Raw genomic sequence first — 24,594 nt, 5'->3', positions numbered from 1 at the left:
GCGCGTGGAACCGGCCTGGAGCCCGGTCTGCCCCCCGTCCAGGCCGGCGCCGTCCGGGGTCAGCCTGTCGCCCGCCGTGCTTTCCCCCTATATCCGCCGGTATCCGCGGGCCGTACCCGCCGGACCCCCGGCCCGGATGGGCTTCGGCCTTGAACATCAGCACCGGGCGGGGGGGCACCGACCGGACCGGCGAGGGAGACGGGAAGCATTGCGTGGCTGAGGATCGGGCGGGCCGCTGGCCCTTCCTGGCGGGCGGTGGCGAGATGGGGGCCCGGATGCGCGCCCATGACTGGGAGGCCACGCCCTTCGGGTCGCCGGACACCTGGCCGCAGTCGCTCCGCTCCACCCTGTCGGCCTGCCTGAACTCCCCGCTGCTCGGCACCATCCTCTGGGGCCCGGAGCTGCGGATGCTCTACAACGACAGCTACATCCCCTCGATGGCGGACCGCCATCCCGCCGCCCTGGGGCGCCCCGTGGCCGAGGTCTGGGGCAGCACCTGGGATCAGATCGCCTCGCCCTTCCTCCAGGCCATGGCGACCGGGCGCGGCTTCGCGCAGGAGAATGTCGAGCTCCCCATGATCCGGCGGGGCCGGCCCGAGATCACCCACTGGTTCTTCACCGCGACCCCGATCCGTGGCGAGGACGGAGGCATCGCCGGGCTGCTGAACCAGGGGATCGAGATCACCGAGCGGGTCCTGGCCGAGCGCCGCGTCGCGGAGGAGCAGGAACGGATGTCGCGCCTCTTCGAGCAGGCGCCGACCTTCATGGCCCTGCTGCAAGGGCCGGAGCACCGCTTCGTGCTCGCCAATCCCAGCTACCGCGCCCTGGTCGGGCGGCGCGAGATCCTCGGCAGGACGGTGGCCGAGGCCCTGCCGGATGCGGTCGCCCAGGGCTATCTGGCCCTGCTGGACAAGGTGTACCGGAGCGGCGAGCCCTTTGTGGCGACCGGCTCCCGCTTCGCGGCCGAACCGGTGCCGGGCGGGCCCGTGGACGAGCGCTACGTCGATTTCGTCTATCAGCCGATCCGGGACGATTCCGGCCAGGTGAACGGCATCTTCGTGGAGGGCGCCGACGTCACCGCCCGCGCCCGGGCCGACCTGGCGCTCCGCGAGAGCGAGGCGCGCCTGAAGGAGCTGAACGCCACGCTGGAGCAGCGGGTGGAGGAGCGGACGCGCGAGCGGAACCACCTCTGGCAGCTTTCCAGCGACCTCATGGCGGTGATGCGGCCCGACGCGGTCATCGAGGCGGTGAACCCCGCCTGGACGGCCTGCCTGGGCTGGACCGAGGCGGAGCTGATCGGGCGGCGCCTGCCCGACCTGCTGCGGCCGGAGGATGCCGCCGCCACGGCGGGCGACATCGCGCGCCTCCGGGCCCCGGAGCGACTGCTCTTCGGCAACAGCCGCTGCCGGCACCGGGACGGCGGCCACCGCTGGATCTCCTGGTCGGCCACGGCGGGAGATGACGTGGTGGTCTTCATCGGCCGCGACGTGACCGCCGAGCGGGAACAGGCGGAAGCCCTGAAACGGGCCGAGGAGCAGTTGCGGCAGGCGCAGAAGATGGAGGCGGTGGGCCAGCTCACCGGCGGGCTGGCGCACGACTTCAACAACCTGCTCACCGGCATCATCGGCGGCCTGGAGCTGACGAACACCCGCATCGCCCAGGGCCGCCCCGCCGAGGTCGGCCGCTACACGGAGGCGGCGCTGGACGCGGCCCGGCGCGCGGCGGCGCTCACCCACCGGCTGCTGGCCTTCTCCCGCCGCCAGACGCTCGATCCCCGGCCCACCGACGTGAACCGCCTCGTGGCCGGGATGGAGGAGCTGATCCGCCGCACCATGGGCCCCGACATCGCCATCGAAGTCACGCCGGAGCCCGGGCTCTGGATGACGCTCGTGGACCCGCCGCAGCTTGAGAACGCGCTGCTCAACCTCTGCATCAACGCGCGCGACGCGATGCCGGAGGGCGGGACGCTGCGCATCGCGACGAAGAACGTCGCCCTCGGCGAGGAGGCGGCGCGGGAACGCGACCTGTCCCCCGGCCCCTATATCCGCCTGTGTGTCTCCGACGACGGCGCGGGCATGCCGCCGGAGGTGGTGGCGAAGGCCTTCGACCCCTTCTTCACCACCAAGCCGCTGGGCATGGGCACGGGTCTGGGCCTGTCCATGATCTACGGCTTCACCCGGCAATCGGGCGGCCAGGCGCATATCCGGTCGGCACCTGGTCGCGGCACCTCGGTCTGCCTCTTCCTGCCGCGTCATGCGCGCCCGGCGGCGGCGGCGGAGCCGCGGGAGCCCGTGGCGGCGCCGCGCGAGGGCGCCGGCGAGGTGATCCTGGTGGTGGACGACGAGCCCAGCGTGCGGATGCTGCTGGCGGAACTGCTGGAGGACCGGGGCTACGAGGTGCTCCAGGCGGCGGAGGGCTCCGTCGGCCTCAACCTCCTGCAATCCGGCCGGCGGATCGACCTGCTGGTCACCGATGTCGGCCTGCCCGGCGGGATGAACGGCCGGCAGATGGCCGATGCCGCGCGGATCGTGCGGCCGGATCTGAAGGTGCTGTTCATCACCGGCTATGCCGAGGCGGCCGTGGTGGGCGACGGCAACCTGGCGCCGGGCATGCACATCATGACCAAGCCCTTCGCCAGCGAGGCCCTGGCGGCCCGGATCGGCGACCTGCTGGCCGCCCCCTGAGCGGCCCGCCGCGCCGCGCGTCAGCGCCCCCGGCGCAGCCAGCCGAGCGCCAGCAGGAGAACCAGCGCCAGCGCCACCATGATCGTGGCGGCGGCGGTGATGGTCAGGCTGATCTGGTCGTTCAGGCCGGAGAACATCTGGCGCGGCAGGGTGCGCTGCGCCGGGCCGGAGATGAACAGCGCCACCACCACCTCGTCCAGCGAGGTGGCGAAGGCGAAGAGCGCCCCCGCCGCCACGCCCGGCGCGATGCGCGGCAGCACCACGCGGCGGAAGGCCAGCCCCGGCCCCGCGCCGCAGGCCGAGGCGGCGCGCAGCAGCACCGGGTCGAACTGCGCCAGGGCGGTGGAGACGGTGGTGACCACGAAGGGCGCGCCCAGCGCCGCATGGGCCAGGATCATGCCGGTGAAGCTGCTGGTCAGCCCCAGCGGCCCGAAGGCCAGGAGCAGCGCCACCGCCACGATGATCGAGGGCATCACCAGCGGCGTCATCAGCACGCCGAGCACCAGCATCTGCCCCGGAAAGCGCGCGCGCCACAGGCCGAAACCCGCGGCCGTGCCCAGCACCGTGGCGATGGCGGAGGCACCCAGCCCGATCACCAGGCTGTTGCGCAGCGCCGGCATCCAGAAGTCGGAGGTGAGGAAGTCGGCATACCAGCGCAGCGACAGCCCCGGCAGCGGATAGGTGAGAAAGGAGCCGGCGGAGAAGGAGAGCGGCACGATCGCCAGCAGCGGCCCCAGCAGGAACAGCATCACCAGCAGGCCGAAGAGCCAGAGCAGCAGGCGGGAGGCAGGCAGCCGGGTCATGCCATGCGAACCTTGTTGAACCCGACCAGCCGCGCATAGAGCGCCACGACGATCGCCACCGCCAGCAGCAGCACCACCGACAGCGCCGCCGCCAGCCCCCAGTTCACCGTGCGGTTGGCGTAGAAGCCGATGAAATAGGGCAGCATCTGGTCGTTCGGCCCGCCCAGCAGCGCCGGCGTCACATAGAATCCCAGCGCCTGGATGAAGACCAGCAGCGCCCCGGCCCCCACCCCCGGCATGGAGAGCGGCAGCGTCACGCGGCGGAAGACCCGCCACGGCGATGCCCCCAGCGACAGCCCCGCCCGCGGCAGCCGCCAGTCCAGCGCCCGCAGCGAGGCATAGATCGGCAGCACCGCGAAGGGCAGCAGCAGGTTCACCGTGGCCAGCAGCACCGTGCCGCGCGTGAAGAGAAAGGAGGCGGGCTCCCGCAGCAGGCCGGTGGCGGTGAGCAGCGTGTTCACCACGCCGTCCCGTTGCAGCAGCACGATCCAGGAGGCGATGCGCGGCACGTCGCTGATCCAGAGCGGCAGCGTCACCGCGCCCAGCATCCACAGGGCGAGGCGCGGCGGCGCGGTGGCGATCAGATAGGCCAGCGGATAGCCGAGCAGCAGGCTGAGCAGCGTGGCCAGCAGGGAGATCCAGAGCGTCCGCAGCAGCACGCCCCGGAACACCGCCTGATCGGGCGGCACCGCGGCGACGCTCCCCGCCGCATCGCGCCGGAGATCGAGCGCGGCAAGCAGGTTCAGGTCGGAAAGCGGCCCTCCGGTGCGCCGTATGGCGGCCCAGCTCCCGGGCTTCGACCAGTCCGGGCTGGCGGCCAGGATGGTCTCGCGGGCCGGCGCCTCCGGGCTGGCCAGCCGCCGCGCCGTGGCCGGCAGGGTGGAGCGGAAGCCGGGGATCTCGGCATTCAGCCGCGCCGCGGCGCGGGGGATCAGGCCGCCGCCGCCCGCTGCCTGATCGGCCGCGCGCGCCGCCCGCAGGTCCGCCGCCAGCGCCTCGAAGGCGGCCTCGCCCGGCAGGTCCCGCCCATCCCAGTCCCGCAACGCGACCAGGGTGCGCGGCAGGGCCGGCGCCACATCCGTTTCCGCCACCGCGCGCCAGAGGAAGGCGCCGATCGGCAGCAGGAAGACGCCCAGCAGGAAGAGCAGCAGCGGCGCGACCAGCAGGGCGGCGGCGAGGCGTTCGCGGCGGTTCGGCATGGATCTCCCGAGGAAAGGGTCCGCCGGCCGTCCCGGCCCTCATCCGGGCTCCGGGGCGCCCCGGCGGCGGAAGGCGGTGGTGGCGGGGCGGCCCCGGCTACCACCCTCCGCCCCCGGCGGAAAGCCGCCGGGGAGGCATCGCATGAAGCATCGCATGGACCATATCGGGGGCGCCCCCGCGATCAGCGCGACAGCCAGTTGTTGAACCGCTGGCTCAGCCGGTCGAGGTTGTCGAGCCAGAACTGGTCGTCGATCCGCAGCGCGCCTTCCATGTGCTCCGGCGTGGTCGGCAGGTTGGCCAGCACGGCGGGCGCGATATGGTCGTTGGCGCCCTTCGCGGTGACGCCATAGGGGATCTTCGGCGGCAGCTCGGCCTGGATCTCGGGCTGGCCGGCGAAGTTCAGGAACTGCAGGGCCCGGTCGCGGTTCGGCGTGCCCTTCATGATCACCCAGGAATCCAGCGTGTAGAGGTTGCCGGGCCAGGAGATGGCGAAGTTCTGCCCATCCTGCCTGTTGGCCGCGTCGATGCGGCCGTTATAGGCCACGGCCATGGCCAGCTCGCCCGAGGCCAGGAGCTGCGGCGGCTGCGCGCCGCGTTCCCACCAAACCAGGCTGTCGCGGATGCTGTCGAGCTTGCGGAAGGCGCGGTCCACCCCGGCCTCCGTGCCCAGCAGCCTGTACACCTCCTCCGGCTTCGCCCCGTCGGCGAGCAGCGCGATCTCCAGCGTCGTCTTCGGCCCGCGGCGCAGGCCGCGCTTGCCGGGGAATTTCTTCGTGTCGAAGAAATCGGCCCAGTTCGCGGGGCCGTTCGCCATCCGGTTGCGGTCATAGGCCAGCACGAAGGAATAGAGGATCGTGCCGACGCCGCATTCGCCCACCGCCTGCGGGATGTAGTGGTCCTTACCGCCGATGGCCGCCCAGTCCATCTTCTCGAACAGGCCCTCGTCGCAGCCGAGCAGCAGTTCCTCGCTCTCGACCTGCACGACATCCCAGTTGTTGGCGCCGGACTGGATCTTGGCGCGCAGCACGCCGACGCCGCCATCCCAGCTTTCCTCCAGCAGCCGCGTGTTCGTCTTCGTCTGGAAGGGGCGGAAATAGACCTCCCGCTGCGCGTCCTGATAGGCGCCGCCCCAGGACACCACGGTCAGGTCGCGCTGCTGCGCCCGCGCCGGGGAGGCCGCCAGGAGGGGGACCAGGACGGGAAGGCAGGCCGCCAGCCACGCCGCCCGGAAAACGCGCCTTCGGGCGATGCCTGCCCTCCCGGCGCCGTGCCCGACCGGAAACATGCTTCGCGGCATCATGGTTCTGCCTCCCTGCCCTGCCGGCGAAGGCTAGAGCAAAGCATCGCCAGCGGAAACGGCGGCGGAATGGGCGGCCGGGGAGTCCGGCGCCGGCCGCGCGGCGCAAGCACGGAAAACTTTTGCATCGCAGCAAGATTTCGCGGCATGATCCATAAAAAGAAACGAAATTCTTGATAAACGGCTCGAATCATATCAATTTTGATCCACTCCGAATGACTGATCATGGGTGTGAGATGATCCGACCCGGCAGCGATGATCCGATCCTGGCCGCCCTGCGGGGCCGTTCCGTTCTCGTGACGGGTGCGCGCGGATTCATCGGCAGCGCCCTGTGCCGTGCCCTGCTGGAAGCCGGCGCCGAGGTGCATGGCACCACCCGCGGCGAGATCCCGCAGGACGAGGACGGCGAGGCCGCGCCGCTCTGGTGGCGCTGCGACCCGGCGGTGCCGGGCGAGATCGAGTCGCTCCTCCGCCTGACGCAGCCCGAGATCATCTTCCACATGAGCGCCGCGGTGACCGGCTCGCGCAGCGCCGAAGCCGTGCTGCCCACGCTGCGCGACAACCTCGTGAGCACCGTCAACATCCTGCTGGCCGCCGCCGGGCGGGGCGTCGAGCGCGTGGTGCTGGCCGGCTCGGTCGAGGCGCATTCGGCGCCGGACGAGGCGCCGCGCTCGCCCTACGCCGCCTCGAAGGCCGCCGCCACCGCCTATGCCCGGCTGTTCGACAGCCTCTACGACATGCGCTGCGTCGATATCCGGATCGCCATGACCTACGGCCCCGGCCAGCGCGACGCCAGCAAGCTGGTGCCCTACGTGATCGAGGAGCTGCGCCATGGCCGGGCGCCGCATCTGGGCAACGGTGCCCGCCTCGCCGACTGGACCTATGTGGACGACATCGTCGGCGCGCTGGTGCATGCCGGCGTCAGCAAGGCGGCGCTCGGCCGGAGCATCGAGGTCGGCACCGGCGTCGCCCATTCGGTGCGCGACGTGGTGCAGAAGCTGGTGGACCTGATCGACCCCTCGGTCGAGCCGGTCTACGGCGCCCTGCCGCCCCGCCCGCACGAGCTGGAAACGGCGGTGGACACCCGGCCCGCCTGGAACCTGCTGAACTGGGTGCCGCGCGTCACCCTCGATGCGGGCCTGCGGCGCACGGTCGAGGCCCGGCTGGGCCACGGCCTCCTGCGGCGGAACCCGCGCCGGATGGAGTGGCAGCCCATCGGGCCACGCGCCGCGCTGCTGCCGCCGAACCTCCTGCAGGGCTGACCCGGCACGCCCCCAACAGAGGGCGCCGTCATTCCACGGGAAAGGCGATGGCCTGCGACAAATCCCAGGCCAGGGCCGCCGGGCCGCCGGGCTGGGGCAGCACGCCGGTCGCGGGCCGCTTGGCGATCACCTCGGCCCGCGCCCCCTCCCCTTCGCCGCCCCCTGTTGCGCCGATCGAGAGGCGCAGGCGCAGGTGGTCGCCACCGAAGACGATCTCCTCCAGCCGCGCCGGCACCGCATCCTCGCCCATCTCCTCCGCCCGCATGGGCGCGACCGCCAGACGCTCCGGCCGGATCGCGACGATGCAGCGGCTGCCGGGCCCCACGCCCACCGCGGCGGTGGCCCGCACCACCACGCCGCAATCCAGCCGGATGCGCGCCTCCTCCATCTCCATGGCCAGGACATGGCCGGGCAGGCTGTTGTTCTCCCCGACGAAGCCGGCCACGAAGGCATCGGCCGGCCGGTCGTAGATGTCGCGCGGCGGGGCAAGCTGCCGGATGCGGCCACCCCGGAACACCGCCACGCGGTCGGACAGCACCAGCGCCTCCCCCTGGTCGTGGGTGACATACATCATCGTCACGCCGAGCTCGCGGTGCAGGCGGCGGATCTCGAACTGCATCTCCTCGCGCAGCGACTTGTCCAGCGCGCCCAGCGGCTCGTCCAGCAGCACGATCGGCGGCTCGAAGACCAGGGCACGCGCCAGGGCGACGCGCTGCTGCTGCCCGCCGGAAAGCTGCGCCGGCCGCCGGTCGCCCAGGCCCGGCAGGCGCACCGTCTCCAGCGCCCGCCGCGCGCGGGCCTCGCGCTCCGCCCTCGCCACGCCCCGCGCCTCCAGCGGAAAGGCGATGTTCTCCGCCACGGTCATATGCGGAAACAAAGCATAGGACTGGAACACCACGCCGATGCCGCGCCGGTGCGGCGGGGTATGGGCGATGTCCTTGCCGTCCAGCAGGATGCGCCCCTGGCTCGGCTGCTCGAAGCCCGCCAGCATCATCAGCGTCGTGGTCTTGCCCGAGCCGGAGGGACCCAGCAGCGTCAGCAGCTCCCCCCGCCGGATGGAGAGGTTGAGGCCACGCACCGCCGGCGCGCCGGCGTCGTAGCGCTTCTCCACATCCTCGAAGCGCACCAGATGGGTCGTCATGGCCGCGGAAACTGCGGGTCCCCCCGGTTGCCGTCAACCGCCTCTCCGGTGCCATGATGCGCGACGGACAGGAGGAAATGCGGATGAGCCAGGGCCAGATGGGGAACGCCACGGGAATCGCCACGCGGATCGAGGGCGCCGCCGGGGTGATCCAGCTCGACCGGCCGAAGGCGCTGAACGCGCTGGACCAGACGATGATCGACGCGCTGGCCGAGGCCCTGCGCCGCTTCGGCGAGGACCCGTCGGTGCGGCTGGTGCTCCTCGAAGGGTTGGGCGGCCGCGCCTTCTGCGCGGGCGGCGACATCCGCCTCATCCGGCAGTCGGTTCTGGACGGGGACGGCGTGGCGGCCGACCACTTCTTCGCCACCGAATACGCGCTGAACGGGGCCATCGCGGCCTTCCCCAAGCCCTGGGTCAGCCTGATCGACGGGATCTGCATGGGCGGCGGCATCGGCGTCTCGCTGCACGGCTCCCACCGCGTGGTGACGGAAAAGGCGCTGCTCGCCATGCCGGAAACCGCGATCGGCTTCTTCCCCGATGTCGGCACCTCCCACTGCCTGCCACGCCTGGAAGGCGCGCTCGGGAACTGGCTGGGCCTGACCGGCGCCCGGCTGCGCGGGGCCGAGGCGGTGGAGGCCGGGCTGGCCACGCATTTCTGCCCGGCGGAGGAACTGCCGGCCCTGCGCCAGGCCCTCCTGCAAGGCGACGCCGAGGCCGCCATCACGGCCCATACGCGTCCGGCCCCGCATGGCGCGGTGACGACGCAGGCGGAGGCCATCTACCGCTGCTTCGCCGCCGGCACCGTGCCGCATATCCTGGAGGCGCTGGAGGCCGAGGGGACCGGCTGGGCCGCGGAGCAGATCGCCACGCTGCGCCGGATGTCGCCGATGAGCCTCTGCGTCACGCGGGAACTGTTCCGCATCGGCGGCGGACACGACCTCGCCACCTGCCTCCGCACCGAGCGTGCCCTGGCGCGCCGGGTGATCCGCCAGCCGGACTTCGCGGAAGGGGTGCGCGCCGTGGTGGTGGACAAGGACCAGTCGCCGCGCTGGCATCCCGCCCGGATCGAGGAGGTGGAGATGGAGGCGGTCCGGGCGCTGCTCGCACCCTGACGCGCGCGCCCTGCCCCCCGCTTAAGCCGGGGCGCCACGGCGTTCCCGCCGGAACGCCCCTGGTCTAATCGGGGGGTGCGGAGGCGCCCGCGCGAGGCGCCCGACATCTCATCAAGAAGGCTTCGCCGATGACAGAAGCGGCACCGGCCATCCTGCCGGAACTCAGATCCCTGCGCGACAGCATCGACAACATCGATGCGGCGATCATCCACATGCTGGCGGAACGCTTCCGCTGCACCCAGCGCGTCGGCCATCTGAAGGCCGAGCACCACCTCCCGCCCGCCGACCCGTCGCGGGAGGCGGAGCAGGTCGCGCGGCTGCGCCGCCTGGCCGTCGACGCGAAGCTGGACCCGGAATTCGCCGAGAAGTTCCTGGCCTTCGTGGTGAAGGAGGTGATCCGCCACCACGAAGCCGTCCCCCGCCAGACCGGCTGACACCACCGGCTGACACCACCGGCTGAACGCGCCGGCGAGGGTCCGGCGCGGCATCCCCTGGCCAGCCCCGGGGGAGAGGCGCCGCCTCTCGCCCCGGCCCCCCCTCACCGGCAGGACCCTGCGGGCCCTGCACCCGATGCCCTGGCGCCCGCCACTTCCGCCACAGCCCCGCCGGTTCATCCCACAGGACTGGCGGGCACGGCAGGCACCAAGAAGCTGAAGACACCCTCTCCGCGCTCCCGGAACTGGCCGTCACCGAAGAGCGAAGCTCTCCAGCGCGATCCGGCCGCAGCCGGAGCCAATGAAAGGCAGGTCCAGGAGCCACCGGCTCCTGGCGGATGGGGGTTATCGGGGGCAAGGCGGAGCCTTCCCCCGGGCCACGAGCGCCGCAGCCGGACTCGCCGCGCGGACGGGCAGGGCCATCGCTCCGCAAGCCTTCCTTGCCTTCCCACCCGCCGCAGGGTATAGGAATTTAATCCTTAAACTATCCTGGCAAGGCTTCAACCACTCCGAAGGTTGACCACTACCCACCCGGTCAAATAAAGGCCTAAAATCCTAAAAGATTAAAACCCTAAAGTGACGCACATGGTGGCACGCCCCTGCGGCAAGGATGAAGGGACAGATGCCTCCGGCGCCATGCCGTCCGGCCGGCTCCAGGGAGCCAAGCCGGAACCTCCATCGGCCAGGGGGCACATCGGCATGGGCCCCCGGCCACCGGCGGGCGGCGTCGCGGGCGGTCAGGACAGCCCCAGCAGCCCCTGGCTCAGGGCACTGCTCTGGGCCTTGGGGCCGATGAAGGCGGACAGCATGCGCGCGCCCAGGGGATTGTTCATCCGCACCGGGCGCTCGCCCGCATAGGCGATCTCCACATAGTCGGGCAGGAAGAGCCAGGTCTCCTCCTCCCCTTCCCGCAGGTCGCGCAGCCGGGCGCGGAAGTCGTCCGGCATGGCGCAGGCGCAGCGCTCGCGGAACCCGTCCTCCCAGCCCGACACCAGCCGGTCGCGCGGGATGTCGCGGGAATAGCGCAGGATCAGCAGCTTCACCTGCCGCGAGGCGAGGATGGACTCCGCGTCGTGGCTGGGCGTCTCCAGGTAGAGCGCCGCGCGGAAGGCCTCGAACAGGAAGACCCGCCGCCGGCCGGTGCCGTTCAGCACGAGCCGGCGCCCGGCGGCCTGGAGGCTGGGCGGCGGCCCCTGCTGCGCCCCTGCCCGCAGAGGCAGGGCAGCCAGCGGCAGGGCAAGCAGCGGCAGGAGCGACAGGCCGGCGCGGCGGGTCAGCAGAAGCAAGAAGGGCGTCTCCCGATAGGGGGCCGGAACAGGTGCGGCAGGCCCCGCTCCGCCGCCCCGGGGCGCGCGTGGCACCCTGGGCGGCCCCCAGGCATCACCCTGGGCGCCGCAGCCTCGTCGCTCCCCGCGCCCGGGCCAAGCCCCGGGCCGGGCCGGGCCGCCCGATCCAGGGAAACTTCTGCGTGAAGCTCGATTCCGCTTCCGTTTCCGCCTATCTGGCTGTTGCCATACCTGATTCCGGGAGGCTGAGCAGAATGGCTGGCCAAGATGCCTATGTCGCCGTCACGCGTGGAATCCGCGTCAGCGTGCGGACCTATTACCTGGCCGACCAGTCCTCGGAGGAGGAAGGGCGCTACGTCTGGGCCTATCGCGTCGAGATCGAGAATGGCGGTCGGGAGACCGTGCAGCTCCTGAAGCGAAGCTGGCTGATCACCGACGCGATGGCCCGCACCCAGCGCGTGCATGGCGACGGAGTGGTGGGCGAGCAACCGATCCTGGAGCCGGGGGAGAGCTTCGAATACACCTCCGGCACACCGCTGCCCACGCCCTCGGGCTTCATGCGCGGTGCCTATCACATGGTGGCCACCGGCTCGGGCGAGAATTTCGATGTCGAGATCCCCGCCTTCAGCCTGGACAGTCCCGAAGGGCGCGTCATCCTGAACTGATACGCGCCATGGTTGCGGAACCTCCCGCACCCCTGCCAAAACCGGTTGCCGGACGGAAGCGGGCGCTGCAACGGCCAGCCCCGCCGGATGCCGGCGGACGCCGCGCGGGCCGCACCCCGTCCCCCGGCCGGGGATGGAAACAGAGGAACGGAATTTGATCAGCACACCCTTCCCTCCGTACCAGGAGCCGGACGAGCCCCTGCCGACGCAGCAGGACGCGGAGAACGCCATCCGGACGCTGCTGCGCTGGGCGGGCGACAATCCCGGCCGCGAGGGGCTCCTTGACACGCCCAAGCGCGTGGCCAAGGCCTATCGCGAATGGTTCGCCGGCTACGAGGAGGACCCGGTCGAGCTGCTCCAGCGCTCCTTCGAGGAGGTGGAAGGCTATGACGAGATGGTCGTCCTGCGCGACATCCGGCTGGAAAGCACCTGCGAGCACCACATGGCGCCGATCATCGGCCGCGCCCATGTCGGCTACCTGCCGCGGGGCCGCGTGGTCGGCATCTCCAAGCTGGCGCGCGTCGTGGATGCCTATGGCAAGCGCCTGCAGATCCAGGAAAAGCTGACGGCGCAGATCGCCAACTCGATCCAGGACGTGCTGAACCCCTACGGCGTCGCCGTGGTGGTGGAGGCCGCGCACCAGTGCATGACCACGCGCGGCGCGCACAAGCCGGGCGTGACCATGGTCACCAGCCGCATGCTTGGCGCCTTCCGCGACCAGCGCAGCACGCGGCAGGAATTCCTCGCCATGATCGGCGCCCCGAGGGCCACGCCGATCATCTGAGGCCGGAGCCGCCCCCCGGACCGGACTCATCCGGGCCGGGGCCTCCTCAGCGCAGCCCGGTGGAAACGGCCGGCGCCTGGGGATTGGCGTAGTAGTCCGGCTGCGGCACGGCCGGGGGCGGCGCATAGGGCCGTTCCCAGGTGTTCCGCTGCGGCGTTTCCGGGGGCTGATAGGGAGTCCGGTAGCCCTGCGGCGCGGGCTGGACCGCGGGCGGCGCGCAGCCCGCCAGGAGGGCCGCGGCCGCCAACACCACGCCCAGCACGGCCCGGCTCATGAGCGGCCCCATGCGGCCACCACCGGCGCCCCCGTCTCCGCGCGGGGGCCACCGGAGGCGGCAGGGGCGTTCGGCCGGTCGCCGATCGGCGGGGGCCGGGGCACCGAGTTGGCTGGCTCCGGCGCCGGGGCCGCCGCGCATCCGCCCAGGACAAGCAGGAGCAGCCCGGCGCCCCAGGCAGCCCTTCGGGAAACAGGCCGGGAGGCAGGCCAGGCCATGCTCACGCTACCGCCTCCAGCTCCACCTCGGCCACGAAGCGCGGGTCGGCGAAGCCATTCACCAGCACCAGCGTCGCGGCGGGCTGATGGCCCTTCAGCCATTGGTCCCGCCGCCGGCGCCAGGGGCCGATATGGATGCGCTGCACCAGATAGGCGGTCAGCCGCACGACATTCGCCGGGGTCATGTCATGCGCCTTCAGGACGGTATCGAGGTTGCGGAAGACCTGGTCGATCTGCTCGTCCGCATGGGCGGCAATCCGGCCATCGGGCGTGACGCCCGCCTGGCCGCTGACCACGAGCCGCCTGCTGGCGCCCTGGATGAGGACCGCATGGGAATAGGCCGCGTGGGGCGCGTGCAGGCCCTCGGGGTTCGAGGTGGTGATGATTCCCATGCTGGTACTCCTCCGGCTGATGGCCCGGCGGCCGGATGCCTCATGGCGGCGTCACGCACGCCCCGGGCAGCGGCTCCGGGTTTTCCAGGAGCACCATCCTGCGGTTGTTCTCAGCCGGGCGGAAGCTCTTCGCGCTCGATACTGCCCGGCGCCGGGGTGGGGACGGCCGGCGTCGTCTCCTGCACCCAGTCGCGCAGGTTCCGGCGCACCTGGACCTCGAACTCCACGTTCAGGTCGTCCATCGCCTTGCCGACCACGTCTTCCGCATTGCCGGCGGCGGTGTTGCCGCTGCCCAGGTTCATCACCGCGCCCCGCCGCGCCTCGGCCTCCGCGAAGGCGAGCTGCTGCCCGTCCGCGCCGAGGATGGCGAGCCGGCAGCGCAGCACGCAGTCGAGTCGCTCGCTGGCATCGGTGAACATGCCGCCCGACTGGCGGCTGCGGGTCAGGGCCGCGGTCTCCACGGTGAAGACGGCCCGGCCGTTGGTGCCGGCGGCGGACAGGCGGTCGCGCCCCATGCGCTCGACCTCCGTGGCCGGCACCAGCGGCGCCGGCGGGTCGGCCCGGATCACCGCGCCCGGCTGCGGCGGCGGGAAGTCGAGCCCGGCCACGTTCAGGCGCAGCGCGGTGAGCCAGGCATAGCCTTCGAGCCGGCGTGGCCGTGTCACCGGTGCCTCCCCACCGGAGCAGGCGGCCGCCAGGAGTGGCAACGGCAGCAGCAGGGCTTGGCGTCGGCCGATCATGCGGATTCGCGGCTCCGGAGGAAAAGGCAAGTGGGGCGAGAGGGTTAGCCGATCAGGCCCGTCCCGCACCAGAGCGCACATCCGCGCGGTCGAAGCGGAACTCGACGTTGCAGAACTCGCAGGTCATGGTGATCTGCCCGTCCTCGGCCATGTGGTCGAGATCGTCGCCCGGAAAGGACTGCAGCACCGAAGCGAGTCGCGCCCGCGAGCAGCGGCAGCCATAGGACAGCGAACGGGCGCGGTCGGTCACCAGTTCCTCCTCGTGGAAGAGACGGTGCAGCAGGCGTTCCGGCGGCAGGGTGTCGTCCAGGAGCTCCTCGTCCTTCAGCGTCCCGGCCAGGATGGTCGCGGTGCGCCAGGCCTCCTCCTGCTCCTCCTCGTCCAGCGTGCCGATGCCGCCCTCCCCCGCCACGCGCTCCATGATCAGGGCAGAGGCGCGCCAGCCGGAGGCGGTCCTCGCGGCGGCGAGGCGCACCCAGGCGCGGAGCTGCTCGGAGGTCTCGAAATAGCGGTCGGTCATCGCCGAAAGCGTCTCGCCCTCGATGGCGACGATACCCTGGTAGCGGTCCATGTCCTGGCCCTGGTCGCAGGTGAAGGCCAGGTAGCCCTTGCCCAGCAGCGCCGCGGCCTCGCCCCTGGGCACGCCCTCGGCACCGTCCCTGATCCGGGCATAGCCGCGCAGGCTGCCGGTATCGGTGCAGTCGGCCAGCAGCATGCCGATCGGCCCATCGCCCTTGGCCTGGAGCGAGAAGGACCCCCGGAACTTCAGCGCCGCGGCGAGGCCGGCGGTGAGCGCCAGCGACTGGCCGAGCAGCCGCGCGACATCGGGCGCGTAGCCATGTCGGGAGATCAGCGCCTCGGCCAGCGGGCCGAGCCGCACCAGCCGGCCGCGCACGGGCCGGTTGGCGAGGTGGAAGGGCTGCACGCCGCGCGGCACGACCAGGTCCGGCACGGGGGGACGGTCGTGGTTCAGGAAGTCGGGCGTGGCGGAGGGATCGGTGACGTCTTTCACCGCGCCTAGATAGGCGCTGCCCGTTCCGCCTGCGAGATGCGGCCCCGCCCCTCTTTGCGAGGGGCGGCGCTGCGGTCACGGGATGGCTGCCCCACCCCCTGGCGGGGCAGCGGCCTCAGCGGCGGATGGCGCCCAGGGCGGTTTCCAGGTCCTCGATCAGGTCCTGCTCGTCCTCCAGCCCGACCGACAGGCGCACCGTGCCGTCGCCGATGCCGAGCTTGGCCCGCTCCTCGGCGCCGATCCGCATATGGGTGGTCGTGGCCGGATGGGTGATCAGGCTCTTCGAGTCGCCCAGGTTGTTGGAGATGTCCACGACCCCCAGGGCGTTCATGAAGGCGAAGGCGGCCTCGCGCCCGCCGGCGAGGTCGAAGGTGACCATCGTGCCGCCTGCCGACATCTGGCGCATCGCCAGTTCCCGCTGCGTATGCGATTCCAGGGTCGGATAGCGGGTGCACGACACCTCGGGGCGCCCTTCCAGGAACCGCGCCACCGCCTCGGCCGAGCGGCACATCGCCGGCATGCGCAGGTGCAGCGTCTCCAGGCCCTTGAGGATCACCCAGGCATTGAAGGGGGACAGGGCTGGGCCGGTGTTGCGGGTGAAGGGCTGCAGCACCTCCTCGATCCACTTCTGCCGCCCCAGCACCGCGCCGCCGAGGGTGCGGCCCTGGCCGTCGAAATGCTTGGTGGTGGAATAGACGACCACGTCGGCGCCGAATTCCAGCGGCCGCTGCAGCAGCGGCGTGGCGAAGACGTTGTCCACCACCACCAGCGCCCCCGCGGCATGGGCGAGGTCGGCCACGGCGCGCAGGTCCACCACGTCCAGCATCGGATTGGACGGGGTCTCCAGCAGCACGAGATCGGCCGGGGTCGCCAGCGCCGCGCGCCAGGCTTCGAGGTCGCTGCCCTCCACGAATTCCGTGCGGATGCCGTAGCGCGGCAGCAGGGTGGAGACGATCCAGTGGCAGGAGCCGAACAGGGCGCGGGAGGCCACCACGCGGTCGCCCGTCTTGAGGTGGCTGAGCAGCGCGGCGGAGACGGCGGCCATGCCGGTGGCGACCGCGCGACAGGCCTCCGCCCCTTCCAGCGCCGCCAGCCGGGCTTCCAGCGCCGTCACGGTCGGGTTGCCGAAGCGGGAATACTGGTAGTGCGGCGCGGCGCCGGTGAAGGCGGCCTCCGCATGCTCGGCGCTGTCATAGACGAAGCCGGAGGTGAGGAAGAGCGCCTCGGAGGTCTCGTCGAAATTGCTTCGGGCCTGGCCGCCGCGCACGAGCAGCGTGGCGGGGCGGAGCGGCTTGTCGGAAAGGGGCTTGGCCATCAACCGGGTTCCCTGCGGACGAAGCCGGCCCGGTCGGGCGCCGCGGAAACGGCGCCACGGCCGTTTAGCGCGCTTCTTTCACCTCGCCGCAAGCTGGCCGGACAAATCGCGAGGGTGCCTTCCCAGGCACAGAGGCGCTTCTAGAGCAGATCCGGGGCGGCTGGGAACCCTCCCCTCCGGGTTTCCGCGCCGGGCCGCACCCCTGTGGCCCAGCAGCCGTTATGATGCAAAAAAGTCACAAATTACGCAGAAAGCATACCAGGGCGGTCGGTTTCACAGCCAGGCTTACATTTCCCCGTATTGCCGGCTTGTAACCGTTCACGAATTCAATAGTGATAACCACTCGCATTATCAATTCGTGAGGGTGTTACGTGGTGACTCGTAGTGGAGTGCGCGATCTGGTGACCCAGGGCGCGCTGGTGGCCGGGCTTGCCGTTTCCGCCTCGGCCATGGCCCAGGCGCAAACCGCCAGCCCGGCGACGGGCAGCACGGCGCCGGTGCAGAGCCAGGCCCCGGCCTTCAGCCCCTCGCCCCTGATCATCCCCCAGGTGAATGTGGAAGGCGCAGCGCCGCCCAACACGCTGAGGAGCAGCACGGGGCTCGACCGCCTGCCGGGCACGGTCCAGGACACGCCGCAGACGATCAACGTCATCCCGCAGGAGCTGCTGCGGGAGCAGAACGTCACCACCCTCGACCAGGCGCTGCGCAACGTCCCGGGCATCACCTCCTCGATCGGCGAGGGCAATGGCGGCGTGAACGGCGACCAGTTCCGCATCCGCGGCTTCAACGCCCAGAACGACCTCTTCGTGGATGGACTGCGGGACTTCGGCAGCTTCCAGCGCGACGCCTTCACCTATGAGCAGGTGGACGTGCTCAAGGGCCCGTCCGGCTTCGCCCTGGGCGGCGCCGGCACGGTGGGCGGCGGCGTGAACATCATCAGCCGCACCCCGCACCTGGGCAACAGCTACAACGGCGTGGCGACCGGCGGCATGGGCCCCTATGCCCGCGCCACGGGCGACGTGAACGTGCAGGTGGACGAAAGCACCGCCGTCCGCCTGAACATCATGGGCCAGTCGAGCAAGCTGGTGGACCGGGACAAGCAGGACACGCAGCGCTGGGGCATCGCGCCCTCCGTCGCCTTCGGCCTGGGCAAGGACACCACGCTCACCGTCGAATACTATCACTTCGAGGATGACCGGGCGACGGATGCGGGCGTGCCCGTCATCACCCCGACCGGCCGCACGATCGGCCGGCCCGCGACCGAGTACGGGCTGCGCCGCGCCAACTGGTACGGGGTGGAGACCGACCGGGACGAGGTGACGGTGGACCGCATCACCGCCCGGCTGAGCCACCGCGTCAACGACTGGCTGACGCTGAGCAACGACCTCCGCTCCACCTGGGTGGACCGCGACTTCGCCTATTCCATCCCGAGCTGCGCTGTCACCTGCGCCGACAGCCTCCTGCGCGGACGCGACAGCCAGATCACCATCAGCGGCGCCAGCAACCCCTATTCGCAGAGCACCTGGGGCATCCAGAACGTCACCACCGCCGTGGCGAAGTTCAACACGGGTTTCCTGCGGCACGAGCTGACCGCCGGCATCGATGTCTGGCGCGAGGAAACCGACCGCACGGGCTACGGCTACACGATCACGCGTCCGACCGTCTCCTTCCTGAATCCGGATAACGGCCTCAGCCTGACGCGCAGCGCGGCGAACAACCAGCGCAACACGGAAGCCACCAACTTCGCCCTCTTCGCCCGGGAACGCCTCTGGCTGCTGCCCGAGCTGTCGGTGATCGGCGGGCTGCGCTGGACGCGCAACCAGATCGACTACACGGCCGGGACGCCGGGCCAGGCGCTGACCACCGACATCAACGCCAATAACAACTTCGTCGATCCGACCGCCAGCATCGTCTGGGAGCCGACGCAGAACCAGACCTACTACTTCAGCTACTCCACCTCCTCGACCCCGCCGGGCGTGAACTTCACCACGACCCCCGCCTCAGTCACGCAGTACCGCAGCAATTTCGAGCCCGAGCGCAACACGATCTATGAAGTCGGCGCCAAGTTCGGCCTGTTCGACGGGCGCCTCGGCCTCTATGGCTCGCTGTACCGGATCGACAAGAGCAACGCGCTGCAGACGGACCCGAACGACCCGAACTCGGTCGTGCAGACCAGCGACCGGCAGCGCAACCAGGGCGTCGAAGTCGGCCTGACCGGCAAGATCCTGCCGGAATGGACAATCAACGCGAACTACACCTACATGGACAGCGAGACCCGCTCCTCCACCACGGCGGCGAATGTCGGCAGGCGGGTCCAGTACGTGCCCAAGAACGCGGCCTCGGTCTGGACCACCTACGAGATCGCGCGCGACACGCCCTACAATGTCACGGTGGGTGGCGGCATCATCTATCGTAGCCAGGTCTATCTGAACGCGGCCAACACGGCCGAGGCGCCGTCCAACTTCTCGCTGGACGCGCTGGTGTCGCACAAGCTGAACCAGAACCTGACGCTGTCGGTGAATGGCTATAACCTGACCGACGCGCGGAACTACGAAGCGCTGTTCGGCAACCGCGTCGTGGTGGCAGCGGGCCGCACCGTCCTGGTGTCGCTGGCGGCGAACTTCTGATACGGCACGCCGGCACGACCTGCCGGCGGTCCCCGAGTGCCGGAAGACAGGGGGTGCCCGCGATGCCGAAGCCGCATCGCGAGTGCCTCCTCGCCTGTTCCGGGGGCCGCCGTCCCGGCGCGTCCCCTCTTCGCCAAGGATGGAGGTGATCTCCGATGCTCGTGCGCATTCCCCAGGTCCTGACGGCCGAGGAAGTCGCCTATGCCCGCCAGCGGCTGGAGGCCGCGGCCTGGGAGGACGGGCGCACCACCGCCGGCGCGCAATCGGCCCTGGTGAAGAAGAACCTCCAGATCCCCGAGAACTCCCCCGTGGCGCGCGAACTGGGCGATCTCGTCCTGCGGGCGCTGGGGCGCAGCCAGCTCTTCTCCACCGCTGCCCTGCCGCTGCGGGTCTATCCGCCGATGTTCAACCGCTATGATGTGGGCATGACCTTCGGCGCGCATGTGGACAATTCCGTGCGCCTCGTGCCCGGCGCGGGCATGCGCATCCGCACCGATGTCTCTTCCACCATCTTCCTGACACCGCCGGAGGAATATGACGGCGGCGAGCTGGTGGTGCAGGACACCTATGGCGAGCAGCGGGTGAAACTGCCTGCGGGGGACATGGTGGTCTATCCGGCCACCAGCCTGCACAGCGTGACCGAGATCACCCGGGGCTCGCGCTGGGGCTGCTTCTTCTGGAGCCAGTCCATGATCAAGGACGACGGCCAGCGGTCCCATCTCTACGACCTGGACATGGGGATCATCGAGCTCCGCCGCTCCCTGCCCGACGACCATCCCGGCGTGCTGGCGATGACCGCGAGCTACCACAACCTCCTCCGGCGCTGGGCGGAGATGTGACGGCCGATGGCCCGGCGGCACGCGGGTCTCTTGCCCGCTCCGCGCGGCCAGGGTAGAAGGGCGGCACCTCGGCTGCGGGCGTAGTTCAGAGGTAGAACGTCAGCTTCCCAAGCTGAATGTCGTGGGTTCGATTCCCATCGCCCGCTCCACTTTCCCCGCCTCTTGGTTGTCCTGGCTTCCAATGTTGGGAACCCGAATCGTTCCGTTTCCGCCGGCCTCAGAAGCCCGTGAGGCGGCTGAGGCCAGCCTTTCACCGCAGCGCAGCATGCGCTCAATGGATGCGAAACTGACAGGAGCATCCATGCGGCATTCCCTGATCCTCCCTACCTTGTTGGCCCTCGCGAGCTGCGGCTATGGGGCCTCCGACACGGCGCATCAGGCGCAGATCAACATGGTGGGCATGACCGCGGCCGATCTGCAGTCCTGCGCGGGGGTGCCGGACAAGACCAGCAAGATCGACGCTCACACGCAGATCTTCACCTATGCCCTGAAGAACGACTCCACAGGCGGCATCGAGGTGACGCTGCCGATCATCGGCGGCGGCTACACGATCGGCGGCAGCGGATCGAGCTGCACGGCCAATTTCCGGCTGGTGGACAACAAGGTCGCCGCCCTTTTCTACAGCGGCAACAACGACCGCATGGTGGGCGAGGACGGGGTCTGCGAGCCCATTATCCGGGGCTGCATGCGGCGGCCGCAGTCGAGCATGCTACCGGTCAGCCAGCAGACCAATGCCTCCGCCTTCTCGCAACCGCCCGCGCCGCCGACACCCGTGCAGGCGGCACCCGCCGCACCGGTGGTTGATCCGGATGCGGTGGTGCGGATGCCCACGGTGGGGCGGTAGGGAGCGAAGCGATCGCGAGGGGGCCGAACCCCCTCGCCCGGGTTCAGCCGGCGCCCAGAGCCCAGAGCAGCACGCCCTTCTGGGCATGCAGCCGGTTCTCGGCCTCGTCGAAGACCACGGATTGCAGGCCGTCGATCACCTCGTCGGTGATCTCCTCCCCGCGATGCGCCGGCAGGCAGTGCATGACGATCGCGTCCGGTGCCGCATGACGCAGCAGGGCGGTGTTGAGCTGGTACGGCGCCAGCAGGTTCTGGCGGCGGGCGGCGGTGCCGTCCTCCTCATCCGACATGCTGACCCAGGTGTCCGTCACCACGCATCGCGCGCCGCGCACGGCGGCCACCGCATCGTCCGTCACCTCGATCCGCGCCCCTTCGGCCCGGGCCCAGTCCACCAGCTGTGCCGGCGGCGAGAGTTCCGGCGGCGTGGCGACGCGCAGCGTGAAGTCGAAGCGCGCCGCGGCCTGGATGAAGGAGCGGGCGACGTTGTTGCCATCGCCCGTCCAGGCCACGACCTGCCCCGCGATGGGGCCCCGATGCTCCTCGAAGGTCATCACATCCGCCATGATCTGGCAGGGATGCGACAGGTCGGTGAGGCCGTTGATCACCGGCACCGTCGCATGCTCCACCAGTTCGCGCAGCTTCCCGGCGGAATCCGTGCGCAGCATGATGGCGTCCACGTAGCGGGACAGGACGCGGGCCGTGTCGGCCGGGCTCTCGCCGCGCCCGAGCTGGCTGTCCTTGCCGCTCAGCACCACCACGTCGCCGCCGAGCTGGCGGATGCCGACCTCGAAGGAGACGCGGGTGCGGGTGGAGGGCTTCTCGAAGATCAGCGCGACGGTCTTGCCGGCCAGCGGCTTGTTCGCCATCTCACCGCGCTTGCAGCGCATGCCGAGGTCCAGCATGTGCCGCAGCGTCGGGGAATCGTGGTCCGAAAGGTCGAGGAAGTGCCGGAGGGAGGGTTTCCCCTCCCCCCGCACCGGCCTGAGCGCGGCGCTCATTGGGCTGCCACCTCGTTCCGGGCGGGCGTCATGCGGATCGCGGCACGGTCGAGGCGGCGCAGCGCCTCGTCGGCCTCGGCCTCGGTGATGATCAGCGGCGGCGCCAGGCGCAGCACGTTCATCCCGGCGGCGACGGTGAGGAGCCCTTCCTCCACCGCCACGGCCTGCATGGCGGTGTTGGAGACATCCTCCCGCAGCCGCAGGCCCATCAGCAGACCGGCGCCCTGCACGCCCATCGCCACGCGCGGATGCCGCGCGGCGAGATCCTGCAGCCCACGCCAGAGATGGCGCGCGACCCGGTCCACGCCATCCAGGAAGCCCGGGGCGAGGATCACGTCCAGTACGGCATTGCCGGCGGTGCAGGCCAGCGGATTGCCGCCATAGGTCGTGCCGTGGGTGCCGGGCACGAGATACTTGGCCACATGCTCCCGCGCCAGCACGGCGCCGAGCGGGAAGCCGCCGCCGATGCCCTTGGCCGAGGACATGATATCCGGCTCGATCCCGGCCCATTGGTGCGCCCAGAGCTTGCCGGAGCGGCCCATGCCCGTCTGCACCTCGTCCAGCGCCAGCAGCAGGCCGTATTCGTCGCAAACGGCGCGCAGCTCCCGCAGGAAGCGCAGGTCGGCAGGACGCACGCCGCCCTCCCCCTGGATCGGCTCGATCATGATGCCGGCGGTGTTCGGCCCGATGGCATCGCGCACGGCGTTCATGTTGCCGAAGGGGACGTGATCGAAGCCGTCCACCGGCGGGCCGAAGCCGGCCAGGTATTTCGGGTTGCCCGTGGCCGAGAGCGTGGCCAGGGTGCGGCCGTGGAAGGCCCCCTCGAAACAGATCATGCGGAAACGCTCGGGGCGCCCGGTCTCGGCATAATGCTTGCGCACCGCCTTGATCATGCCCTCGTTCGCCTCGGCGCCCGAATTGCAGAAGAAGACGCTGTCGGCGAAGGAGCTTTCCACCAGCCGCTGCGCCAGGCGCTCGGCCTGCGGCACGCGGTAAAGGTTGGAGACGTGCATCACCTTGCCGACCTGCTCGGCGATGGCCGCGGTCAGGTGCGGATGCGCGTGGCCAAGGCTGGTGGTGGCGATGCCGGCGCCGAAATCGAGGAATCGTCGCCCGTCCGCCGTCCACAGCCAAGCGCCCTCGCCCCGCTCGAAGGCGAGGTCGGCGCGGTTGTAGGTCGGCATCAAGGCGGGGATCACGTGTCAGTTCATCCAGAAATCGACTCCCGGCCCGGTGCGACGGCCGCAGCCGGGCGGGGAGTCAAGACCATGCCGCAAAGGCAAAAGACGGTCAAAGCGTGGACCGGCCGGGGACCGCGAAAAATTCGCTCGCTGCCTCCCCAGGGCATGAAAAAGGGGGGCTGGCGTGCCAGCCCCCTTCGTTCCGCCTCATCCTGGCGCAATAGGCTGTCGCCCCGGCAGGCCCAGGTCTCAGCGCCGGCAGTCGTTCGGATCGGTGGTATTAAGCGTGCGGCTGACCGCGGTGCCCGGCGGGTTGTTGGGCGTGCAGTCGCGCTGCTGCGGATAGGCACCGGATGTGTTGGTCCCGGCGGCGCGGTCCAGGGTCCGCTCCGCCGCCGTCCCGGGCGGGTTCACGCGCGTGCCGTCGGACTGCGCCGGATAGGCGCCCGAGGTGTTCGTCCCGGCGGCACGGTCCAGGGCCCGCTCCGCTGCCGTCCCGGGCGGATTGCCCCGGCTGCCGGGCCCATGATCGCAGGCGGCCAGACCGGCCAGGGCGGTGAAGGCGATAAGGCCGCGTAGCATCGGGCGATGGATCATCCCAGAGGAACTCCTGATCTGTTCTTGCCCCAACGGGGGGACATGACCGCAACGTTGCCCGGCGAAGAGGGTTCCGCGCAAAGAAGTTACGGCGACGTAAGAGCATACCGGAAGGCCACACATGGAAACGGCCCGGACGCCTGGGCGCCCGGGCCGCTCACGATGTCCGGCAGCAGATCAGCCGCGGTTGCGGGTGGCGTCGTAGCTGAAGGACGGAAGGGCGGTCAGGCTTTCCTTTGTCACGCCATTCAGCACCCAGCGATCATTCTCGCTGTTCCAGCGCAGTTGATCGAAGGGCACGCTGACCAGCTTGGCACCGATGCCCAGGAAGCCGCCCACCGACAGGATCGCCGTGGGCGCGTTGCCGGTGCCGATCAGCAGGTCGTCCACCGAGCCGATGGTCTCGTTGCGGTCGTTATAGACGTTGGAGCCGATCACCTTGCTCGCGCGGTCGGACTGGGCGGCATGGGTCATGCCCATGGTCCCGCTGCGGGCGGCATTGTTGGTGCCCGTGTCGTTGGTCGCGCGGTCGGCGGCGCGGCTGGCCGCGGTGCCGGACGGGTTGTTGGCCGTGCCGTCGCTGTTCTGCGGATAGGCGCCGGTCATGTTCGTGCCAAGCGCGCGGTCCGCCGCGCGGCCCAGCGCCGTGCCCGGCGGATTGCCGGGCGTGCCGTCGGCGGGGGTGGTGCTGCCGGTTGCGGAATCCGCCGCCCGTTGCGTAGCGGTGGAAGGGGGGTTGCCCGGCGTACCATCGCGCGGCGTGGAAGTGTTCTGCGCCATCACCGGCAGGGCCAGCATCGCGGCCACGGCGGTCATGCTGAGGAGGTTCTTGCGCATCGTTGCATATCTCTCCGGACTGGGTTTCGCCGATGCCGCTGGAACGCGCCCCG

The 24,594-nt window shown here is 70.7% G+C and carries 24 protein-coding genes, 1 tRNA gene and 1 riboswitch; of the genes, 10 read left to right on the top strand and 15 right to left on the bottom strand.

What is annotated here, in order from left to right; all coding sequences use genetic code 11:
• The first annotated feature begins 212 nt into the window (after window positions 1-212).
• Window positions 213-2,684: a PAS domain-containing protein gene (locus RGI145_RS04915; protein WP_237183209.1), complete on the top strand. Its 2,472-nt coding sequence runs from the start codon at window positions 213-215 to the stop codon at window positions 2,682-2,684.
• Window positions 2,685-2,704: 20 nt separating this feature from the next.
• On the opposite strand, the gene RGI145_RS04910 is transcribed toward RGI145_RS04915, so the two are convergent.
• The 4 genes from RGI145_RS04910 to RGI145_RS25390 all read right to left on the bottom strand — a co-directional run bounded on the left by RGI145_RS04910 (window position 2,705) and on the right by RGI145_RS25390 (window position 6,211).
• The gene (locus RGI145_RS04910) at window positions 2,705-3,487 is read right to left on the bottom strand and encodes an ABC transporter permease (protein WP_075797477.1); all 783 of its coding nucleotides are present in this window, start codon (window positions 3,485-3,487) and stop codon (window positions 2,705-2,707) included.
• Window positions 3,484-4,686, bottom strand: coding sequence for an ABC transporter permease (locus tag RGI145_RS04905; RefSeq protein ID WP_075797476.1), 1,203 nt, complete (start codon window positions 4,684-4,686; stop codon window positions 3,484-3,486). Before RGI145_RS04905 ends, RGI145_RS04910 begins: the two co-directional genes overlap by 4 nt.
• A 182-nt stretch (window positions 4,687-4,868) precedes the next feature.
• Entirely contained in the window at window positions 4,869-5,987 is a 1,119-nt protein-coding gene (locus RGI145_RS04900; protein WP_237183208.1) for an ABC transporter substrate-binding protein, read from the bottom strand.
• Window positions 5,984-6,211, bottom strand: coding sequence for a hypothetical protein (locus tag RGI145_RS25390; RefSeq protein WP_167668232.1), 228 nt, complete (start codon window positions 6,209-6,211; stop codon window positions 5,984-5,986). The genes RGI145_RS04900 and RGI145_RS25390 overlap by 4 nt, the downstream gene beginning before the upstream one ends.
• Window positions 6,212-6,220: 9 nt before the next feature.
• On the opposite strand from RGI145_RS25390, the gene RGI145_RS04895 reads away from it, so the two are divergent.
• Window positions 6,221-7,246 carry an NAD-dependent epimerase/dehydratase family protein gene (locus tag RGI145_RS04895; RefSeq protein WP_075797475.1) on the top strand — a complete coding sequence of 342 codons (1,026 nt, stop codon included), beginning with the start codon at window positions 6,221-6,223 and terminating at the stop codon, window positions 7,244-7,246.
• Between the two features lie 28 nt (window positions 7,247-7,274).
• Here RGI145_RS04895 and RGI145_RS04890 read toward each other — a convergent pair whose 3' ends face one another.
• Complete coding sequence (locus RGI145_RS04890; protein WP_075797474.1) at window positions 7,275-8,387, bottom strand: ABC transporter ATP-binding protein; 1,113 nt, start codon at window positions 8,385-8,387, stop codon at window positions 7,275-7,277.
• An 83-nt stretch (window positions 8,388-8,470) separates the two neighbouring features.
• On the opposite strand from RGI145_RS04890, the gene RGI145_RS04885 reads away from it, so the two are divergent.
• Window positions 8,471-9,499 carry an enoyl-CoA hydratase/isomerase family protein gene (locus RGI145_RS04885; RefSeq protein ID WP_083670423.1) on the top strand — a complete coding sequence of 343 codons (1,029 nt, stop codon included), beginning with the start codon at window positions 8,471-8,473 and terminating at the stop codon, window positions 9,497-9,499.
• Window positions 9,500-9,627: 128 nt separating this feature from the next.
• Entirely contained in the window at window positions 9,628-9,933 is a 306-nt protein-coding gene (locus RGI145_RS04880) for a chorismate mutase (RefSeq protein ID WP_075797473.1), read from the top strand.
• A 737-nt stretch (window positions 9,934-10,670) separates the two neighbouring features.
• On the opposite strand, the gene RGI145_RS04875 is transcribed toward RGI145_RS04880, so the two are convergent.
• Window positions 10,671-11,219: a chalcone isomerase family protein gene (locus RGI145_RS04875; RefSeq protein ID WP_075797472.1), complete on the bottom strand. Its 549-nt coding sequence runs from the start codon at window positions 11,217-11,219 to the stop codon at window positions 10,671-10,673.
• A gap of 254 nt (window positions 11,220-11,473) precedes the next feature.
• Between RGI145_RS04875 and apaG the strand changes: the two genes are divergently transcribed.
• Complete coding sequence (gene apaG / locus RGI145_RS04870; protein ID WP_075797471.1) at window positions 11,474-11,884, top strand: Co2+/Mg2+ efflux protein ApaG; 411 nt, start codon at window positions 11,474-11,476, stop codon at window positions 11,882-11,884.
• 154 nt (window positions 11,885-12,038) lie between these two features.
• Window positions 12,039-12,668, top strand: coding sequence for a GTP cyclohydrolase I FolE (gene folE / locus RGI145_RS04865; protein WP_075797470.1), 630 nt, complete (start codon window positions 12,039-12,041; stop codon window positions 12,666-12,668).
• 46 nt (window positions 12,669-12,714) lie between these two features.
• Here folE and RGI145_RS04860 read toward each other — a convergent pair whose 3' ends face one another.
• The 5 genes from RGI145_RS04860 to metZ form a co-directional block, all read right to left on the bottom strand.
• The gene (locus tag RGI145_RS04860; RefSeq protein WP_156878438.1) at window positions 12,715-12,942 is read right to left on the bottom strand and encodes a hypothetical protein; all 228 of its coding nucleotides are present in this window, start codon (window positions 12,940-12,942) and stop codon (window positions 12,715-12,717) included.
• Between the two features lie 220 nt (window positions 12,943-13,162).
• Window positions 13,163-13,552, bottom strand: coding sequence for a RidA family protein (locus RGI145_RS04855; RefSeq protein ID WP_075797468.1), 390 nt, complete (start codon window positions 13,550-13,552; stop codon window positions 13,163-13,165).
• Window positions 13,553-13,662: 110 nt separating this feature from the next.
• Window positions 13,663-14,292, bottom strand: coding sequence for a hypothetical protein (locus RGI145_RS04850; RefSeq protein WP_075797467.1), 630 nt, complete (start codon window positions 14,290-14,292; stop codon window positions 13,663-13,665).
• A gap of 52 nt (window positions 14,293-14,344) precedes the next feature.
• On the bottom strand, window positions 14,345-15,304 hold the full coding sequence (gene hslO / locus RGI145_RS04845) for an Hsp33 family molecular chaperone HslO (protein ID WP_075797466.1): 960 nt from the start codon (window positions 15,302-15,304) through the stop codon (window positions 14,345-14,347).
• A gap of 115 nt (window positions 15,305-15,419) precedes the next feature.
• Entirely contained in the window at window positions 15,420-16,619 is a 1,200-nt protein-coding gene (metZ, locus tag RGI145_RS04840) for an O-succinylhomoserine sulfhydrylase (protein ID WP_075797465.1), read from the bottom strand.
• A gap of 44 nt (window positions 16,620-16,663) precedes the next feature.
• A riboswitch (SAM riboswitch) is annotated at window positions 16,664-16,742 on the bottom strand.
• 251 nt (window positions 16,743-16,993) lie between these two features.
• Between metZ and RGI145_RS04835 the strand changes: the two genes are divergently transcribed.
• The 4 genes from RGI145_RS04835 to RGI145_RS04820 all read left to right on the top strand — a co-directional run bounded on the left by RGI145_RS04835 (window position 16,994) and on the right by RGI145_RS04820 (window position 20,929).
• Complete coding sequence (locus RGI145_RS04835) at window positions 16,994-19,246, top strand: TonB-dependent receptor (protein ID WP_237183207.1); 2,253 nt, start codon at window positions 16,994-16,996, stop codon at window positions 19,244-19,246.
• A 155-nt stretch (window positions 19,247-19,401) separates the two neighbouring features.
• Window positions 19,402-20,085, top strand: coding sequence for a Fe2+-dependent dioxygenase (locus tag RGI145_RS04830; RefSeq protein ID WP_075797464.1), 684 nt, complete (start codon window positions 19,402-19,404; stop codon window positions 20,083-20,085).
• Window positions 20,086-20,159: 74 nt separating this feature from the next.
• Window positions 20,160-20,234 (top strand) — tRNA-Gly (locus RGI145_RS04825).
• 152 nt (window positions 20,235-20,386) lie between these two features.
• The gene (locus tag RGI145_RS04820; RefSeq protein ID WP_075797463.1) at window positions 20,387-20,929 is read left to right on the top strand and encodes a hypothetical protein; all 543 of its coding nucleotides are present in this window, start codon (window positions 20,387-20,389) and stop codon (window positions 20,927-20,929) included.
• Between the two features lie 43 nt (window positions 20,930-20,972).
• Here RGI145_RS04820 and argF read toward each other — a convergent pair whose 3' ends face one another.
• From argF to RGI145_RS04800, 4 genes are all read right to left on the bottom strand, one after another.
• Entirely contained in the window at window positions 20,973-21,926 is a 954-nt protein-coding gene (gene argF / locus RGI145_RS04815) for an ornithine carbamoyltransferase (RefSeq protein ID WP_075797462.1), read from the bottom strand.
• On the bottom strand, window positions 21,923-23,125 hold the full coding sequence (locus RGI145_RS04810; RefSeq protein WP_075797461.1) for an aspartate aminotransferase family protein: 1,203 nt from the start codon (window positions 23,123-23,125) through the stop codon (window positions 21,923-21,925). Before RGI145_RS04810 ends, argF begins: the two co-directional genes overlap by 4 nt.
• Window positions 23,126-23,356: 231 nt before the next feature.
• The gene (locus RGI145_RS04805; protein ID WP_075797460.1) at window positions 23,357-23,704 is read right to left on the bottom strand and encodes a hypothetical protein; all 348 of its coding nucleotides are present in this window, start codon (window positions 23,702-23,704) and stop codon (window positions 23,357-23,359) included.
• Window positions 23,705-23,881: 177 nt separating this feature from the next.
• Entirely contained in the window at window positions 23,882-24,541 is a 660-nt protein-coding gene (locus RGI145_RS04800) for a PRC-barrel domain-containing protein (RefSeq protein WP_075797459.1), read from the bottom strand.
• Between the last annotated feature and the right edge of the window lie 53 nt (window positions 24,542-24,594).

It is taken from the genome of Roseomonas gilardii, from assembly GCF_001941945.1.
In the GTDB taxonomy this organism is placed as follows: Bacteria; Pseudomonadota; Alphaproteobacteria; order Acetobacterales; family Acetobacteraceae; genus Roseomonas.
The sequence above is the reverse complement of the archived record's forward strand: the minus strand, read 5'-3'. Positions and strand labels throughout refer to the sequence as shown.

Bases quoted from the DNA above. Each gene is read 5' to 3' on its own strand.
- RGI145_RS25390 (WP_167668232.1), bottom strand. From the start codon at position 6,211: ATGATCAGTCATTCGGAGTGGATCAAAATTGATATGATTCGAGCCGTT.
- RGI145_RS04820 (WP_075797463.1), top strand. From the start codon at position 20,387: ATGCGGCATTCCCTGATCCTCCCTACCTTGTTGGCCCTCGCGAGCTGC.
- RGI145_RS04890 (WP_075797474.1), bottom strand. From the start codon at position 8,387: ATGACGACCCATCTGGTGCGCTTCGAGGATGTGGAGAAGCGCTACGAC.
- RGI145_RS04855 (WP_075797468.1), bottom strand. From the start codon at position 13,552: ATGGGAATCATCACCACCTCGAACCCCGAGGGCCTGCACGCGCCCCAC.
- RGI145_RS04895 (WP_075797475.1), top strand. From the start codon at position 6,221: ATGATCCGACCCGGCAGCGATGATCCGATCCTGGCCGCCCTGCGGGGC.
- RGI145_RS04850 (WP_075797467.1), bottom strand. From the start codon at position 14,292: ATGATCGGCCGACGCCAAGCCCTGCTGCTGCCGTTGCCACTCCTGGCG.
- RGI145_RS04805 (WP_075797460.1), bottom strand. From the start codon at position 23,704: ATGATCCATCGCCCGATGCTACGCGGCCTTATCGCCTTCACCGCCCTG.
- RGI145_RS04830 (WP_075797464.1), top strand. From the start codon at position 19,402: ATGCTCGTGCGCATTCCCCAGGTCCTGACGGCCGAGGAAGTCGCCTAT.
- RGI145_RS04885 (WP_083670423.1), top strand. From the start codon at position 8,471: ATGAGCCAGGGCCAGATGGGGAACGCCACGGGAATCGCCACGCGGATC.
- RGI145_RS04880 (WP_075797473.1), top strand. From the start codon at position 9,628: ATGACAGAAGCGGCACCGGCCATCCTGCCGGAACTCAGATCCCTGCGC.
- metZ (WP_075797465.1), bottom strand. From the start codon at position 16,619: ATGGCCAAGCCCCTTTCCGACAAGCCGCTCCGCCCCGCCACGCTGCTC.
- RGI145_RS04800 (WP_075797459.1), bottom strand. From the start codon at position 24,541: ATGCGCAAGAACCTCCTCAGCATGACCGCCGTGGCCGCGATGCTGGCC.
- RGI145_RS04905 (WP_075797476.1), bottom strand. From the start codon at position 4,686: ATGCCGAACCGCCGCGAACGCCTCGCCGCCGCCCTGCTGGTCGCGCCG.
- RGI145_RS04860 (WP_156878438.1), bottom strand. From the start codon at position 12,942: ATGAGCCGGGCCGTGCTGGGCGTGGTGTTGGCGGCCGCGGCCCTCCTG.
- argF (WP_075797462.1), bottom strand. From the start codon at position 21,926: ATGAGCGCCGCGCTCAGGCCGGTGCGGGGGGAGGGGAAACCCTCCCTC.
- apaG (WP_075797471.1), top strand. From the start codon at position 11,474: ATGGCTGGCCAAGATGCCTATGTCGCCGTCACGCGTGGAATCCGCGTC.
- RGI145_RS04910 (WP_075797477.1), bottom strand. From the start codon at position 3,487: ATGACCCGGCTGCCTGCCTCCCGCCTGCTGCTCTGGCTCTTCGGCCTG.
- RGI145_RS04900 (WP_237183208.1), bottom strand. From the start codon at position 5,987: ATGATGCCGCGAAGCATGTTTCCGGTCGGGCACGGCGCCGGGAGGGCA.